The organism is Microtetraspora sp. AC03309 (genome assembly GCF_020826795.1).
GTDB classification, from domain to species: domain Bacteria; phylum Actinomycetota; class Actinomycetes; order Streptosporangiales; family Streptosporangiaceae; genus Microtetraspora; species Microtetraspora glauca.
Genome location: NZ_JADDIL010000068.1, coordinates 36,356 through 52,932 on the forward strand (window position 1 = coordinate 36,356; position 16,577 = coordinate 52,932).

At 70.0% G+C, this 16,577-nt stretch carries 13 protein-coding genes; 6 read left to right on the plus strand and 7 right to left on the minus strand.

The genetic code is table 11. The features are described from left to right. Window positions 1-2: 2 nt before the first annotated feature. Genes IMZ11_RS32000 through dnaK form a run of 4 tightly spaced genes read right to left on the minus strand, consistent with a single transcriptional unit; the run spans window position 3 to window position 3,659 of the window. Window positions 3-308 carry a chaperone modulator CbpM gene (locus IMZ11_RS32000; protein WP_061258182.1) on the minus strand — a complete coding sequence of 102 codons (306 nt, stop codon included), beginning with the start codon at window positions 306-308 and terminating at the stop codon, window positions 3-5. Further along, window positions 305-1,240 (minus strand): DnaJ C-terminal domain-containing protein, encoded by a 936-nt coding sequence (locus IMZ11_RS32005; RefSeq protein WP_228646151.1) that lies wholly within the window; start codon window positions 1,238-1,240, stop codon window positions 305-307. Before IMZ11_RS32005 ends, IMZ11_RS32000 begins: the two co-directional genes overlap by 4 nt. A gap of 10 nt (window positions 1,241-1,250) precedes the next feature. Then, the gene (locus IMZ11_RS32010) at window positions 1,251-1,766 is read right to left on the minus strand and encodes a nucleotide exchange factor GrpE (RefSeq protein ID WP_061258180.1); all 516 of its coding nucleotides are present in this window, start codon (window positions 1,764-1,766) and stop codon (window positions 1,251-1,253) included. Window positions 1,767-1,769: 3 nt separating this feature from the next. Then, window positions 1,770-3,659, minus strand: coding sequence for a molecular chaperone DnaK (gene dnaK / locus IMZ11_RS32015; RefSeq protein ID WP_228646152.1), 1,890 nt, complete (start codon window positions 3,657-3,659; stop codon window positions 1,770-1,772). A gap of 253 nt (window positions 3,660-3,912) precedes the next feature. Here dnaK and IMZ11_RS32020 point away from each other — a divergent pair, with 253 nt between their 5' ends. Next, window positions 3,913-6,150: a LuxR family transcriptional regulator gene (locus tag IMZ11_RS32020; RefSeq protein ID WP_228646153.1), complete on the plus strand. Its 2,238-nt coding sequence runs from the start codon at window positions 3,913-3,915 to the stop codon at window positions 6,148-6,150. Between the two features lie 41 nt (window positions 6,151-6,191). On the opposite strand, the gene IMZ11_RS32025 is transcribed toward IMZ11_RS32020, so the two are convergent. Beyond that, a complete protein-coding gene (locus IMZ11_RS32025; RefSeq protein WP_228646154.1) occupies window positions 6,192-6,962 on the minus strand; it encodes a DUF72 domain-containing protein in 771 nt (256 codons plus the stop codon). A gap of 99 nt (window positions 6,963-7,061) precedes the next feature. On the opposite strand from IMZ11_RS32025, the gene IMZ11_RS32030 reads away from it, so the two are divergent. The 3 genes from IMZ11_RS32030 (at window position 7,062) to IMZ11_RS32040 (ending at window position 9,938) form a co-directional block, all read left to right on the plus strand. Next, on the plus strand, window positions 7,062-7,607 hold the full coding sequence (locus IMZ11_RS32030) for a type 1 glutamine amidotransferase domain-containing protein (RefSeq protein WP_228646155.1): 546 nt from the start codon (window positions 7,062-7,064) through the stop codon (window positions 7,605-7,607). Window positions 7,608-7,741: 134 nt separating this feature from the next. Then, window positions 7,742-8,665, plus strand: coding sequence for a hypothetical protein (locus IMZ11_RS32035; protein ID WP_228646156.1), 924 nt, complete (start codon window positions 7,742-7,744; stop codon window positions 8,663-8,665). Between the two features lie 358 nt (window positions 8,666-9,023). Further along, window positions 9,024-9,938 (plus strand): sugar kinase, encoded by a 915-nt coding sequence (locus tag IMZ11_RS32040; protein ID WP_228646157.1) that lies wholly within the window; start codon window positions 9,024-9,026, stop codon window positions 9,936-9,938. 233 nt (window positions 9,939-10,171) lie between these two features. Here IMZ11_RS32040 and IMZ11_RS32045 read toward each other — a convergent pair whose 3' ends face one another. Further along, window positions 10,172-12,895: an FAD-dependent oxidoreductase gene (locus IMZ11_RS32045; protein WP_228646158.1), complete on the minus strand. Its 2,724-nt coding sequence runs from the start codon at window positions 12,893-12,895 to the stop codon at window positions 10,172-10,174. Between the two features lie 108 nt (window positions 12,896-13,003). Between IMZ11_RS32045 and IMZ11_RS32050 the strand changes: the two genes are divergently transcribed. After that, the gene (locus tag IMZ11_RS32050; protein ID WP_228646159.1) at window positions 13,004-13,924 is read left to right on the plus strand and encodes a phosphotransferase; all 921 of its coding nucleotides are present in this window, start codon (window positions 13,004-13,006) and stop codon (window positions 13,922-13,924) included. Between the two features lie 10 nt (window positions 13,925-13,934). Then, window positions 13,935-15,482 (plus strand): amino acid permease, encoded by a 1,548-nt coding sequence (locus tag IMZ11_RS32055; protein WP_061258172.1) that lies wholly within the window; start codon window positions 13,935-13,937, stop codon window positions 15,480-15,482. A 699-nt stretch (window positions 15,483-16,181) separates the two neighbouring features. Here IMZ11_RS32055 and IMZ11_RS32060 read toward each other — a convergent pair. Beyond that, window positions 16,182-16,577: hypothetical protein (locus tag IMZ11_RS32060; RefSeq protein ID WP_228646160.1), on the minus strand; the 396-nt coding region annotated here is incomplete at its 5' end.

The following is a 16,577-nucleotide window of genomic DNA, read 5'->3' on the forward strand; positions in this document are numbered from 1 at the left end:
GATCAACCTCCGGTCGTACGCGAGCGGGCTCGCAGGGCGGCCTCCAGTTCGGCCACGCGATCGAGCAGGTCGATCACCAGGCCGACCGAGGCGTAGTTGACGGCGAAACCGGCGCGCAGCCGCTGGATCCGGGCGACCACGGCGAGCTGTGACGGAGCGAGGCAGAGCCGGCCGGTCGCGTCGGGCGCGGCGTCGAGCAGCCCGAGCGCGACGAGCCGCCGCACGAGCTCGGGATGCAGGTTCGCGGCCCGCGCGAACGTGTCCAGGTCCATCCGCGGCAGGTCCATCCGGACGAGTGCGTAGCTCATCGGCGGCTCCTCGGGTCGAAGCCGGAGACCGCGGACAGCTCCTCGAACAGCCGCCGCTCCTCGTCGGTGAGATGCGGCGGCACCATGACCTTGGCCTCCGCGAGCAGGTCGCCCGGCGTACCGCGCGGGTTGGGCAGGCCCCGGCCGCGCAACCGCAGGTGACGGCCGGTGGACGTCCCGGCAGGGACCCGCACCTTGGCCTCGCCGCCCGGCGTGTCGACCGCGACCGTCGCGCCGAGCGCCGCCTCCCAGGGGGCCAGCGGGAGCGCGACGTGGATGTTCCTGCCCCTGACCTCGTAGCGGGGATGCGGCGCGATCCTGACGATGAGGTAGAGATCGCCCGCGGGCGCGCCCTCGCTGCCGTGGCCGCCCTGACCGGCCAGCCTGATGCGCTGCCCCTCGGTGACCCCGGCGGGGATGGAGACGTCGACCCTCCGGCCGGTGGGGAGCGTGAGTGAGCGGCGGGCGCCCCGGTAGGCGTCCTCGACCGTGACCGTGATCTCGGCCTCCTGGTCGGCGCCGGGTACCGGCCCCCACCGACGGCCGCCCCGGCGACCGCCGAAGATCCCGCCCAGGATGTCCTCGAAGTCCCCACCCGCGAAGTCGCCGCCGGCGAACTCCCACTCAGGCGCGCCGCGTGCCCCGGCACCCGCCCTGGCCCCGGCTCCGGCGCGGGCGCGGGCCCACGTCTCGGGGTCCACGTCCGGGGGCACCTGGCGGAAGTCCGGGCCGAACGCGTCGTACCGTTTGCGCGTCTCCGGGTCGGACAACACCTGGTAGGCCTCCGAGATCTCCTTGAAGCGGTCCTCGGCACCCGGATCCTTGTTCACGTCAGGGTGGTAGGACCGGGCGAGCTTGCGGTAGGCGCGCTGGATCTCCTGCTGGCTCGCGGTCCGCGGAACGCCCAGTACCTCGTAGAAGTCACCCGCCATCGGTCCGCCCTCAGTCCGCCTTCGTGGAGACGACCACGGACGCGGGCCGGAGCAGGTGCTCCGCGTCGCCGTAGCCCGGCCGTACGACCTCGACGATCGTCCCGGGCGCCGCGTCCCGGTCGGGTACGGCGCCGACCGCCTCGTGCAGGGCCGGGTCGAACTTCTGCCCGGCGACGTCCTGGCGTGGGAAGCCCAGCCTGCTCAGGACCGCGACCGCCTGGTCCCGCACCGCACGTACGCCCTCGATCACCGCGTCGGCGGGACCGAGAGCGCCGTCTCCGGCATGGCGCAGGGCGAGTTCGAGGTTGTCGAGCACGGGCAGCCACTCGGCGGCCACCCTGGTCCGCTCCTCCATACGCTGGCGCTCCACGTCCCCGGCCATCCGGCGGCGTACGGTGTCCAGCTCGGCGACGGCGCGCAACCACCGGCCCTCCAGCTCGGCCACCCGCTCGTCGACCTCGTTCTCGGCGACCTCGTTCCGGTTCTCGTCGTGGCCCCCGGGCCTGCCCTCCTCGCGCTCGGCCATGGGTCAGTCCGAGGTGGTGAACTCGGCGTCGATGACGTCCTCGCCGCCCTCGCCTCCGGGCGGGCGGCCCGGCCCGGCCTCCCCAGGAGGCCCCTGAGCCGCCGAGGACGCGCCGAGACCGTGGTAGACCTGCTGGAGTTCGGCGGTGAGGGAGCGGAGCCGGTCGATCGGCACCTCCTCCTTGATCGCCTGCCGCGCGTCCGTGACCAGCGTCTCCGCCCGCGCCTTCTCGTGTACGGGCACCGCCTGGCCGAGCTCGTTCACCCGGCGTTCGACGGCGTAGGCGACCGTGTCCAGCTCGTTGCGCGCGTCGATCAACTCGCGGAGCCTGGTGTCCTCCCCGCGGTGCTGCTCGGCGTCGGCGACCATGCGGTCCACCTCGGACGTGTCCAGGTTGGAGCTCTCGCTGATCGTGATGCGCTGCTCCCCTCCGGTGTCCTTGTCCTTGGCGGACACGTTGAGAATGCCGTTCGCGTCGATGTCGAACGTCACCTCGACCTGCGGCGTACCGCGCTGCGCGGGCCGGATGTTCTCCAGGCGGAACCGGCCGAGGACGCGGTTGTCCGCGGCCCGCTCGCGCTCGCCCTGGAGCACGATCACGTCCACGGCGCTCTGGTTGTCCTCCGCCGTGCTGAACGTCTCCGTCCGGCGGGCGGGGATCGTCGTGTTCCGCTCGATGACCTTGGTCATCACTCCGCCGAGGGTCTCGACGCCCAGCGACAGCGGGGTGACGTCGAGCAGCAGGACGTCCTTGACCTCGCCCTTGATGATCGCCGCCTGGGCGGCCGCGCCGATGGCCACGACCTCGTCCGGGTTGACGGTCATGTTGGGGTCCTTGCCCCCGGTCATCCGGCGTACCAGGTTCTGCACGGCGGGCATGCGCGTCGAACCGCCGACCAGGATGACCTCGTCGATGTCGTCGGGGGTGAGCTTCGCGTCGGCCATCGCCTGCTCCACCGGCTTGGTGCAGCGCTCCACCAGGTCGGCGGTGATCTGCTCGAAGGTCGAGCGCATCAGCGTCGTGTTCAGGTGCTTGGGGCCGTTGGCGTCCGCGGTGATGAACGGCAGACTGACCGTGGTCTGGGTGACCGACGACAGCTCGACCTTGGCCTTCTCCGCCGCTTCGAACAGCCGCTGGAGCGCCTGCGGGTCGCGCCTGAGGTCGATGCCCTCCTGCCGCTGGAACTCGTCGGCCAGGTGGTCGACGACCCTGCGGTCGAAGTCGTCGCCGCCGAGGTGGGTGTCCCCGGAGGTGGAGCGCACCTCCACCACGCCCTCGCCGATGTCCAGGATGCTCACGTCGAACGTGCCGCCGCCGAGGTCGAAGACGAGGACGGTCTCGTTCTCCTTCTTGTCCAGCCCGTACGCCAGGGCGGCCGCGGTGGGCTCGTTGATGATCCGCAGGACCTCGATGCCGGCGATCTTGCCGGCGTCCTTGGTGGCCTGCCGCTGGGCGTCGTTGAAGTACGCGGGCACCGTGATGACGGCTTCGGTGATCTTCTCGCCGAGGAACTTCCCGGCGTCCGCGACGAGCTTCCTGATCACCAGGGCGGAGATCTCCTCCGGGGCGTACTGCTTGTTGCGCACCTGGAAGCGCACCGCGCCGCCGGGTCCCTCGACCACGTCGAAGGACACCGCGTTCATCTCGCTGGTGACCTCGTCGTAGCGGCGTCCGATGAAGCGCTTGGACGAGTAGATCGTGCCCTTCGGGTTCAGGATCGCCTGCCGCCGGGCGAGCTGGCCGACGAGGCGTTCGCCCTGGTCGGTGAACGCCACCACCGAGGGGGTGGTCCGCGATCCCTCCACATTGGGGATCACCGACGGCTGCCCGCCTTCCATCGCCGCGATCACGGAGTTCGTGGTGCCCAGATCGATGCCGACTGCCTTCGCCATGCGGTGCTCCCTCACCTGACTGCCTGACCGTCCGGGCACACCCGGCACGTACGTCCTGGTCCGATTGGCGCGCGCGCCATCGCGGGGTCCGACATGCCCTCATGAGGCGCCTTCACGCGGCGGGCCCTCTTCTGAGCGTCGCCTGCCGGTCGCCGGGCCACACCGTCAAATCGTGTAGTCGTCACGGATACGGGTAGCCGTCACATCAACTGACCAGGTATTTCGCGGCATGACATCTTTCGGGGGACATGCGATGCGCGCATGCGAAGAGGCCGCCGTCGCCGGGGTGCTGGAACGGGCCGGAACCGGTGAGGACGGCGTCCTGCTGATCGACGGCGAGCCGGGCACCGGCAAGACGACCCTGCTCACCCGGGCGGCGGCGCAGGCGTCCATGCGGGGGTTCGGCCTGGCGACGGGCGGCGCCGAGGAACTCGACCGGCTCATCCCCCTGAACCCGATCCTGTCCGCCTTCGACGACATGCCCGCCGAGGACGACCCCGCTTCCGAGGGGTTGGAGACCCGGCTGGAACGCCTGCGGATCCACATGGAGAAGCGGATGGCCACCGGCCCGCTGCTGGTCACCCTGGACGATCTCCACTGGGCCGACCCGGCCACACTCATGGCGGTGCGCACCCTCCAGTGCCGGTTGTCGTCCCGTCCGCTCGCCTGGATCCTCGCCCGCTCGACCGGCGGCCAGAGGCACGAGGCGGAGCGGCTCTTCGACGTCCTGGAACGGCACGGCGCCCACAGGATGACGCTCGGCCCGCTGCCGGACGACGCCGTCGCCCGGATCGTGGCCGACCTGCTGGACGCCCGGCCAGAACCGGAACTGCTCGCGTTCGCCTCCGGCGCGGGAGGCAACCCGTACCTGCTGGTCGAGCTCGTCGACGGGCTGCGCGACGAGGGCGCGGTCGAGATCGCGGGCGGATGCGCCCGGCTGCTGTCCCCCGTGCTCCCGCGCCGCGTACGAGTGCTCGTACGGCACCGCCTGGACGGGTTGGGCCGCGAGGCCCGCCACCTGGTGGAGGCGGCCGCCGTCCTCGGGCGGTCGTTCTCGCCCGACGACGTGTCCGAGTTGCTCGGCGCGTCACCCGCGATGCTGCTCCCCGCGCTGGAGGAGGCGCTCGAGGCCGGCCTGCTGGTGGCGGTCCGGGACGATCTCGCCTTCCGGCACGAGCTGGTCTGGCGGGCCGTGCTGACCGGCCTGCCCCGGCCGCTGCGGCTCGCCCTCTGCCACCAGGCCGAACGCTGTTCCGGTCGCGCCGGCCGTCTCGGCGGACCCGATGATTTCGGCCACTTTGGCCGCTTCGACCACTTCGGCCACGGGGGCGCCGGAGACCGGGACAGCAGCGACATCAGCGAGATCAGCGACGGCGTGGCCGCCGGACAGGAGCGGTTCGCCCTCGCCCTGCTGCTCGCCGACGCCCGCAGGCCGGACGAGGCGCGTTCCCTCCTCGGCATGGTTCCCGCCACACCCCCGGCGGCGGCCGAAACCGGCTGGACGGACGCGGACCGGGCGCGCGGCCATGCCGTCCTGCGCGCCCGTACGGCTCTCGCGTCGGGACGGCTCGACGAGGCAGCCGCCGACGCGCGGACGTGCCTGCGCGCCGACGGCACCCCGGCGACCGGCTTGATCGGCTCGCTCGCAGCGTCCGTGCTGGTCACGGTCGCACTGCGGCGCGGCGATCTGCGCGCGTCGCTCGCCCACGCGCCGGCCCGGCCTCCCGGCCACCCGTCCGTACGGGCGTGTCCCGGCGGCGACGACCTGATCCGGTCCATGGCCTCGGGACGCGCGACCGAAGCGGGCGAGGGCGCGGAACGCGCGATGGAGCAGCTGCTCCGGGATGACGTCTATTCCGGGCTGACACGGCATCCATGGGTGCTCGCCGGAGAACCGGGCTGCGCCGTCTGGCTGGTCCGCGTCGCGCTCCGCACCGGTGACCTGAGGCGGGCCGAGCTCGTCGCGACCGCCCTGGACCGGCTGCCCGCAGGCCATTCCGGCGTTCCCCGCGCCGGAGTCTCACACGCGCGCGGCCTGATCGACGGCGACCCCCGCGCGCTCGCGCTGGCGGCGGACCGAGCCGCCGATCCCTGGTCGCGGGCCTCGGCGGAGGAGGACCTCGGGGTGCTCCTGTGCCGTACCGGCGACCAGGCGGCCGGGATCGAGAGCCTGAACCGCGCCCTCGCCGGATACGGAGAGTCGGCCGCCACGCGGGACACCGCCCGGGTCCGCCGCCGGTTGCGCCAGGAGGGGGTGCGCCGCCGCCATTGGAGCTACGCCGACAGGCCGGTCACCGGGTGGGACAGCCTCACCGACACCGAGCGCGCCGTGTCACTCCTGGTCGCGCAGGGATGGACGAATCGCCAGGTCGCCGAGCAGATGTTCATCAGCGTGCACACGGTGGCGTTCCACCTGCGGCAGATCTTCAGAAAGCTGGACATCCGGTCCCGGGTCGAGCTCACCCGGCTGGCCGTCGAGCACAGTGCCTGACCGGCCCGCGATGTGACGGAGTCACGGCGGGCGATCCCGCTTCAGTCTCCGGCCGCCTCCTCGGCCGAGCCCTCGACGCCGGTACGGCTCACGCGGCGACCGGCGTGGCGGGCCAGGTCGGCGAACCGCAGCGCGTCGCGTACGGCGGCGCCGCCGTGATCGTTGTTGAAGTACACGTAGGCGTCCGGTACGTCCCCCAGCCGGTCCAGCCACGAACGCAACGCCCGGTCACCGTACGAGGGAAGCGGCCGGGCCAGGCCCTCGTGGAGCCGGAGGTAGGCCCAGCGCGCGGTCCGCCACAGCGGGTTCAGCGGGCGGCCCAGGCTGTCGGCCCAGCAGAGGGCGGCACCGAACTCGCCCAGTGTCTCGCGCACTTCTTCGGTCCACCACGAGGTGTGCCGGAACTCCACCGCCACCCGTACTTTGCCGGGGAACCGGGCCAGACAGTGGTGGAGCCGCTCACAGTCCACCGCCAGCGTGGGCGGGAGCTGCAGGAGGATCGGACCGAGTTTGGAACCGAGGCCCTCCGCCATCCCGAGCAGCCGTTCGACCGGCTCCTCGGGATCCTTGAGCCGCTTGATGTGGGTGAGGAAACGACTCGCCTTGACCGCCATGACGAAATCGCCGGGAGTGCGCTCGCCCCACGACTCGAAGGTCTCCCGTGACGGCAGCCGGTAGAAGGCGTTGTTGTTCTCCACCGTGGAGAACGCCTCGCCGTACCTTTCGAGCCAGAGCCGATGCGGCGCTCCGGAGTACAGCCGGTCTCCCCAGTCGGCGTACTGCCAGCCGGAGGTGCCGACGAACCATGGCATGCCGGTCCTCTACCCACGTTCCCGCATAGATCCCCGATCGCTGGGCAGGTCGGTCAAAAACCGACGAAATCGCAGGTGAACCGGCGCGAGGGAGCAGACATGATCCAGGGCAAGACGATCGCGTTCCTCGTCGCCCCGGAGGGCGTCGAGCAGGTCGAGCTCACCGAGCCGTGGAAGGCCGTACAGCACGCGGGCGGCAACCCTCGACTGATCTCCACCGATCCGGGCACGATCCAGGCGTTCCATCACCTGGACAAGGCGGAGTCGTTCCCGGTCGACTCGACCCTCGACCAGGTCTCCGCCTCGGAGTTCGACGGGCTGATCCTTCCCGGCGGGGTCGCCAACCCCGACATGCTCCGTACGGAGCCCAAGGCCGTCGAGTTCACGAAGGCGTTCTTCGACGCGGGCAAGCCCGTGGCCGCCATCTGCCACGGACCGTGGACGCTGATCGAGGCCGACGCGGTCCGCGGCCGTACGGTGACCTCGTGGCCGAGCCTCCGGACCGACCTGCGCAACGCGGGGGCGAACTGGGTGGACCAGGAGGTCGTGGTCGACACCGACGGGGCGAACACGCTGATCACCAGTCGCAAGCCTGACGATCTCAAAGCGTTCTGCCAGGCCGCCGTCGACGCCTTCGGCGACTAGATCTCCGGCATTCGATCTGGCACCCCAGATCAATGACCCGATAGCCCTCCAAATCAGTCACTGAGAGTAACTTTTCGATTACGGAGATACAAGAATCGGCACTCCAGACAGGCGACCACTCCTACCGTCACGCCGTGCCCACAATCCAACATGAAGCCATCGTGCGCCTGTTCTATGAACGTCCCCAACTGGCGGCCGAACTCCTCGCGGAAAGCCTGCATGTCCGGCTCCCCGATTACGATCACGCGGCGGTTGAATCGGGAGATCTCACCGAGGTGACCCCGGCCGAGCTGCGGGCGGACTCGGTGATCGTACTCAGTCGCGAGCGTGCCGACGCTCGTCCCGAGCCGGTCCTCGCCGTCGTCGTGGAGGTGCAAAGGGACCGGGATCCCGACAAGCACTGGAGCTGGCCGATGTACCTCATCAGCCTTCGCAACCGGATGAAATGCCCGTCGATCCTGCTGGTGATCTGCCCGGACCCGGGAGTGGCCCGCTGGTCCCGGCAACCCATCGGACTGGGCCACCCCGGTCTGGTCCTCAGTCCGCTCGTCGCCGGCCCGACCGATGTCCCCATGATCCTCAGCCCGCTGGAGGCCGCCGAGGATCCGGAACTCGCCGTCCTCTCGGTGATCACTCATGCGACGACGCCAGAGGGTCCCGACATCCTGAACGCCCTGCTCACCGCCGTGCACAAGCTCGATCCCGAACGAGGCGCCCTATACGCTGACATGGTACGTGCGGCGCTGCCCCACAAGATCTGGGAGCACCTGGAGAATCTCATGCAGACCGAAACCCGTGAATTCCTCAGCGACTGGGCCCGCGACAACGTGGCCAGGGGCAAGGCCGAAGGCCTGGTCGAAGGAAAGGCCGAAGGCCTGGTGGAAGGCAAGGCCGAGGGCAAGGCCGAAGCGATCTTCGCAGTGCTCTCCGCACGCGGCCTCGACCTGCCTGACGACGTCCGTTCCGCCATCGCGGACTGCTCGGACCTCGGCCGGCTCGACGCCTGGATCCGGGCGTCCGTCACCGTGGAGTCGGCACGCGACCTGCTCGACATCTGAGACACGCCCCGGCGTCGGCACCCCGGCCGGCCCACCCCACACGGCGAACTCAGCCGCCGGACCGTTCAGACGGTCCGGCGGAGGCCTGTCCGAGGAGATATTTCCCCAGGGCCCTGCGGGGCGGCCGGAGCTTTCCGGCGGATGCTGGGGCGCTCCGCTGAGCCCTCCGCACCCCTTTGACGTCGCTGGATCTCGTTGCCCCGCCGAACTTCCGGGCCACCCGCGAGCGCCCCGCGGTCTCGGGGCGCGGTGAGGGGCATACGACGGCGTTCTTGATCGCTCTGACACTTCCCGACGCGGAGCCGCCTCTGTCATGCTTTTCCGCATCGTTCGCGATCGATCGCGGAGAAAGACATACATGACTGTTTCTACCGGCAATATGCTGCCGGCCGCCGGGTCCGAGGTGTTCACGCTCGGCGAGGTTCTCGGCGTCGTGTCCGCCGACCGGCTCCGGCACGACGGCACCGCCCGGCTCGACATGGAAGGGCCCGAGCTGACCATGGCGGTCGGGCTGGCCCGGCTGGGACATTCCGTCGGCTGGCTGGGTCGGGTCAGCTCCGACGAACTGGGCGCCCGCGCCCTGACGACGCTGCGCGGCGAGGGGGTGGACGTCTCCTCCGTCCGGGTCGACGAGACGGCCTCCACCGGCCTGGTCGTACGGCAACGCCGGATCGGGCGGGCGACGCACGCCGTCTACTACCGGGCGGGATCGGCCGGATCTCGGCTCTCCACCGGCGACGTGCCGGCCGAGGCCGTACAGTCGGCACGGATCCTGCACGTCACCGGCATCACGCTCGCGCTGAGCGGGTTCTCCTGGAGCGCGGTCCACCACGCGGTCAAGCTGGCGAGGGACGCGGGGGTCCTGGTCTCCGTGGACGTCAACCACCGGCCGTACCTCTGGGAGAGCGTGGACGAGGCGCGGCAGGGTCTGACCGAGCTGGCCGCGTCCGCCGACGTGCTCTTCGCCAATCAGGACGAGCTGAGCCTCGTCGATTCCGTGATCGGCACGATCCCCGAACTCGTCGTCACCCGGGGGTCCAAGGGGGCGAGCGCGACAGTGGACGGGCTGCGCTACGACACCCAGGCCGCCCCCGTCACGGCGGTGGACGCGACCGAGGTCGGTGGTGCCTTCGTGGCGGGATATCTGAGCGCGATGCTCGACGGGCTGCATCCGGCCGACCGGCTCAAGCGGGGCATCGCCGTGGCCGCGTTCGCCGTGGCCAGTCCGAGCCCGTGGCAGGGCCTGCCCACCCGGGCCGAACTGCCCCCGTGATCGGGCGAGGTCGAGCGTTCACTCCCGGAGCATTCTTGGAGCGCTCCCGAAAGTGACCGCGTTCACGCGACGAAGCGCTGATCCGGGCGTAGCCGCCGGCGTCCACGACGTTCATGGTCAGGGCGGCCTCGAACTCACACCCGAGAGCCCTGATCAGGTGGGTGTTGGCGTTCACGCACAGATCGTCGGAGCCACTCTCACGACGTCGATCGCTCGCCGCCGCATGCCGGAGATCACGCCTCCTGCCAGGGCGTGCTACGGATGCGGGTGTTTCCGGGGTCGTAGGGCGGCTCGGACACGATCCGCGCCCCCACCCACCCTCCGTTGATCCCGATCTCCACCCGTCCGGTGATTTCGACAGGCAGGTACGCGTACGCGATCGAGCGGCGGACGCGGTAGCCGTACCCGCCGCTGGTCACCCGCGAGATCGACGTAGTCGACGTGATGGACGTGGTCGGCGTGGTCGGCTTTGGTGGGGCTCCGGATGACGACGTCGGTGAGGCGGAGGACGCGAACGGCCGCGTGGATGACGGGGCGTCGTGATGGACGGGCCTGATCGGCTCGCCGCCGAGACAGACCTCGCGGGGGTCGTCCACGATCAGGCAGCGCAGCGTCTGGCGGGGCTCGGGCAACGCGGTCCTCGTCTCCTCGCGTACGGCGAAGCCGAGACCGGCCTCAAGCGGTGTCGTCTCGGGCGTGATGTCCAGGCCCCAGACGCGGTAGCCCTTCTCCAGCCGCAACGCGTCGATGGCCTTGTAACCGGCGGGCAGCATGCCGTGCGGCAGCCCGGCGTCCATCAGCGTGTCCCACAGGGTCAGGCCGTATTCGACCGGGCAGTAGAGCTCCCAGCCGAACTCGCCCACGAAGGTCACCCGCTGGGCCAGCACGGGAACGTGGCCGACGCTGATCTCACGCGCTCGCAGGTAGCCGAATGTCAGGTCGTCGTCCGTGAGGCCACTCAGGATGTCGTACGCCTTCGGACCCCACAGGCAGTAGCAGGCGTACGTCGAGGTGACGTCCCGAATCTCGACGCCGTTCTCGATCGCCCTCCCGGCACCGTTCCCGATCTCGCTCTCGGCTCTGCCCCCGAGCCCGCTCTCGGCGTCGGTTGCGATGTGCCGCCGGCGCAGCCAGGCGGCGTCGTGGACGCCGAAGGCCGTACCTGTGACCAGGCGGAACCGGTCCCGGGCGAGCCGGGTCACGGTCACGTCGGCCTCGATGCCGCCACGTTCGTTGAGGAGTTGCGTGTAGACGACGGTGCCGACCGGCCGGTCGATCCGTCCGGCGCAGGCGCGTTCGAGCATGGCCAATGCGCCATGACCGGAAATTTCGAGTTTCGCGAAGGAAGTCTGGTCAAAGAGCCCCGCGCTGTTCTGGGTGGCCAGGCACTCGCGTCCGATCGCGGGCGACCAGACCCTCCCCGCCCACCCCCTCGGCGCGGCCCAGACCCCGAGCTCGGTAGCCCCCGACCCCACGGCCTCGGCGCACAGCCTGTCGGCCACCACACCATCGGAGTCCGGTTGATCGGCGTTGGACTCGAACCAGTTGACGCGTTCCCAGCCCGCCTTCTCCCCGAAGGACGCCTTCAGCTCGGTATGCCGTACCCACGCGGGTGGCCTGCGGAGCGGACGGGCGGCGGTGCGCTCCTCGCCCGGATAGACGATGTTGTAGTACTTGCTGTACGAGTCAAGCGCCTTGGCGCGCGCCCACCGCGACGAGCGCGCGTGCCCGCCGAATCGATGGATGTCCATTCCGAAGACGTCGTATTCGGGCGTGCCGTCGACGATCCACTCGGCCATGACCTTGCCCACGCCGCCCGCGGCGGCCAGGCCGTGCACGCAGAATCCGGCGGCTACCCAGAATCCTCGCGTCGCGGTCTCCCCCAGCAGGAACTCGCCGTCCGGGGTGAACGCCTCAGGGCCGTGCACGACGCTGCGGAACTCGCCCGCGTCCTGCCCGGTCCCGACGTCGCCCAGGAGGGGAACCCGTCGCACCGCCGATAACCACGATTCCTGAAATTTCGGCATATCGGGGGCGAAAAGCGTGCGGGGTTCGGCGAGCGGGCGGGCGGTGTCCCAGACCTGTGGAGTCCTGATGTATCCCCCGACGAGGATGCCGCCGTCCTCCTCCCGGAAATACACGATGTTGTCCGGGTCCCGCACGGTCGGCGTCTCCGCCGGCACGCCCTTCGGCTCGGTGACGACGTACTGGTGCTTGATCGGCACGATCGGCACGTTCACGCCCGCCAGCCGGCCGACCACACCCGCCGCCGCCCCCGCCGCGTTCACCACCGTCCCGGTCCGCACCACCAACTCTCGACCCGACTCTCGACCCGACTCTCGACCTGCCCCGCCACCCGACCCGCCGCGCAGCCGTACGGCACGCACCTCGGCGCCCCCGGGCCCTTCGGCCACGTCGATGCCGGTGACCTCGACTCCGGTGAAGATCCGTACGCCGAGCCGGCGGGCGCCCTCGGCCAGCGCCAGACCCAGGCGTGCGGGATCGAGCCAGCCGTCGCCGGGAAGCCACAGCGCGGCGCGCACGTCGGCGACCTCCAGCAGGGGAAGCCGGTCCAGCGTCCCCGCCTGGTCGAGCACCTCCATGTCGAGCCCGTACGCCTCGGCCGCCGCCGCCTGACGCAGGAGCTCCTCGTGGCGTTCCGGAGTCGTCGCGAGGCGCAGCCCGCCCACGCCGTGCCATCCGGGGTCGAGGCCGGTCAGCTCGCGCAACTCGGGATAGAGCCCGGCGGAGTACATGATCATGCGAGTCTGCGTGACGGTGGACCTGAGCTGGCCGACGAATCCGGCGGAGTGCCAGGTGGTGCCCTCGGTCAGATCGTGCCGCTCGACGAGGATCACGTCCGTCCAACCGAGCCTGGCCAGATGGTAGGCGACGCTGCACCCCGCCACACCACCACCGATGACGACCGCCCGAGCGTCGGCTGGAATTCGCGACATCGGCACCTTTCCCGCGACCTCAGATGTCACATGAGGCTGCTTGATTCCGTAACACCCCGCCTGCAGAATCGGATCAATGGTCTGAAGGTAGACCAAAAGGAGTCGCCCATGCCAGACTTCGTTCAGGACGCACTGGCGCTCGTCGCGAACTGGGCCGGTCGGCCGGTCACCCACACGACGATCAAGGGCGGATTCAGTCACCACATCGCGCGTGTGGAGACGGAGGACGGTGACCGCTGGCTACTGCGCGTACTGGACCCCCGGATCGCCGAGACCGGCCTCGGCGTCCCCCTTCACCAGGAGATCGCCAACACGCTGTGCGCCGCGGCCACCGGTGTGGGCGCCCAGGTCCTCCACGTCCTGCCCGGCGCGATGGTCCTGGAGTACATCGACGGCGTCACCCTCGACGGCGCCGTGATGAGCACCCCCGAGACGATCACGAAGGTCGCCGCCGCCTGTCGGCGCCTGCACGCCGGACCGCGGTTCGCCAACTCGTTCTCGATCTTCCGGAAGCTCGACGAGCTGCTCGCCATCTGTCGTACGCACGAATTGACGCTCCCGGAGGGATACACGGACCGGCTGCCGGTGGTCGCCGAGATCGAGGCCGCTCTCGCCGCCGCGCCGCTGCCCACCGTCCCCTGCCACAACGACCTGCTCCCCCAGAACCTGATCGACGCCGGTGCCGAGATCCGCATCGTCGACTACCAGCTCTCCGGCGACAACGATCCCTGCTTCGAGCTCGGCGACATCGCGGCCGAGGCCGACTACGACCCCGATCAGGTCGTACGGCTCACGCGGGCGTACTTCGGCGACGACCGGCACGCCCCGCGGGTACGGCTGAACGCGATCATGTCCAACCTCGCCTGGGCGCTGTGGTTCGTCGTGCACTGCGGGCTCATCCGCAACCGCGCGCTTTTCGACTTCCATCTCGACGCCGAGGCCGCCGCCAAGTTCGCGCGGGCCGTACGCGACCTCGACGCCCCCAGCTTCGGCCATCTCATCGACGGCCGGATACCCCCCACCAGTTAGAGGAGGCCTCATGGCGCAAGCCCTCGACGACGACGCCAGACGACTCGCCGAACTCGGCTACAAACAGGAGCTCTCGCGGACCTGGAGCGGGTTCTCCAACTTCGCCATCTCTTTCTCCATCATCTCGATCCTGGCCGGCTGCTTCACGACGTTCAGCCAGGCGTGGAACAACGGCGGACCGCTCGCGATCTCCGTAGGCTGGCCCCTGATCTCGGCGTTCATCCTGATCATCGGGTTCTGCATGGCGGAGCTGGTCTCGGCCTACCCGACGGCGGGTGGCATCTACTGGTGGGCCGCCAAGCTGGGCAAGCCGATCCACGGCTGGTTCACCGGCTGGCTCAACCTGATCGGCCTGATCGCGGTGACCGCCAGTGTCGACTACGGCTGCGCCACCTTCCTCAACATCACCATCGGCCGTTTCAGCGACAGCTGGGCCCAGGGCGACGCCCTGCGGCAGACGTTCCTGCTGTTCGCCGTCGTCCTGGTGCTGCACGCGCTGATCAACATCTTCAGCCACCGCCTGATCTCGATCCTGCAGAACGTGTCGGTGTGGTGGCATGTGTTCGGCGCGGCGGCGGTCGTGCTCATCCTGATCTTCGGGCCGTCGGAGCACCAGAGCGTGGGCTTCCTGTTCGAGCGGTTCAACAACTCGGGATTCGGCTCCGGTGACTCCGGTCCCGCGTTCTGGCTGTACGTCCTGCCGCTCGGGTTCCTGCTCACGCAGTACACGATCACCGGGTTCGACGCCTGCGCCCACGTCTCCGAGGAGACCCACGGCGCGGCCAGGACCGCGGCGAAGGGCCTCTGGCAGTCGATCTTCTATTCGGCGATCGGCGGTTGGATCCTGCTGCTGTCGTTCCTCTTCGCGGCGACCGACGTGGACGCCGTCAACAAGGAAGCCGGTTTCGTCGGCGCCATCTTCACGTCGTCGTTGTCGTCCACGCTCGCGACGGTGATCTTCGGCATCTCCACGATCGGGCAGTTCTTCTGCGGCATGAGCTGCGTGACCTCCATGTCGCGGATGACGTACGCGTTCTCCCGCGACGGCGCGGTCCCCGGCTGGCGGCTCTGGTCGCGGGTGGACCGCAACCGCACTCCGGTCAACGCCATCCTGGGCGGCTGCGCGGTCGCGTTGCTGATCACGCTGCCCGCGCTGTACGCCCCCGAGGGCACGACCACGCCCGTGGCGTTCCTGGCCGTGGTGTCCATCGCGGTGATCGGGCTCTACCTGGCCTTCCTCATCCCGATCTGGCTGCGGCTGCGCGCCGGGGCCGACTTCCAGCCCGGACCGTGGACGCTCGGGCCGAAGTACAAGGTGCTCGGCTGGATCTCGGTGGTCGAGATCGCGGTGATCTCGGTCTACTTCATCCTGCCGATCGCGCCCGCCGGTGTGCCGGGTAGCGACGACTTCGCCTGGACGTCCGTGAACTACGCACCGATCGCCGTGGGCGCCGTACTGCTGGGCATCGCCCTGTGGTGGACCCTCTCGGCGCGGAAGTGGTTCACCGGCCCACGCCGGACCGTCGACGAGATCGAGGAGCCCGAGACCGTCGCCTGATCACCCCCGGCGTCGCCTTTTGATGCCAGAACCTCTCATGCCCGATCTATGACTCCTGTCCTGAACGGCCCGCGCCCACCCGGCGCGGGCCGTACGCGTTTAGCCCGCACACGTTTCACACGTTTGGGCCGCACCGCAGCGGCCGTACGTGCATGGGGGCCGTACGTACATGGGGCCGCACGCGCATGGGGTGCGCATACATGGGGCCGTAGGCGCACATGCATGGGGCTGCACATGCATGGGGCTGCACGCGCATGGGGGCCGCACATGCATGGGGCTACGCCGCATTTCTCGTAGCCGCCGAACCCGCAACCCAGTGCCCAAGGCAACGGGATTCTGAGCCCGAGCCCCGCAGCCGTCGCACTCCACAGCCCTTGACGCCCGCTGCTCGCGCATCTTTGGCCATCAGGACTCGCTGCCATAGCCATCGAATGCCACACCCTGCACCCTCGATCCGTAACGTAGAAGGGGCGCCGTACTGGGCCCTGGCCCCGGTCCTGCAGGCATGGGCGGGCCACGTCGCCAGCCTTCGCGAGATCACCCCGGCCGACATCCAGGCTGCCGTCGACGACCGTCCGCCCGCCGCCGCCCACAACCTCCTGCCCGCCCTGCGGCACCGGACGGCTGCACGTCACCCGCCCGACCGGCCGCCACACCATCTACCTCGACGAGCTCACCCACACCCTGGCCATCGACTGGCTACGTGAACGGCGCCGCCTCTGGCCCCGCACCTCCAACCCCTACCTGCCGGTCAGCCGGATCACCGCGGCCGACCCCTCCCATCCACCCATCTCCCACAACTTCACCGACACGCTCTTCCAACGCGTCGGCATCAGCCCCGGCCGGCTCCGCCGCGACCGAATCCTCGATGAAGCCGCCCACACCGCCGACCCGATCCACCTCATGCGCGTCTTCGGCATCAGCAGCAAGATCGCCATGAAGTACGTCCACGCCGCCCACCCCGAACGCCGCGCCACCGGTCCCCGATAGATCACGGCAACCGTTCCGGCAAGACCATCGCGCCCACCCCCACACCACCGCGAGCACCCTCAGGATCAGCCCATGAACAGCAGCCGGTTCCCACGAACCCACCCC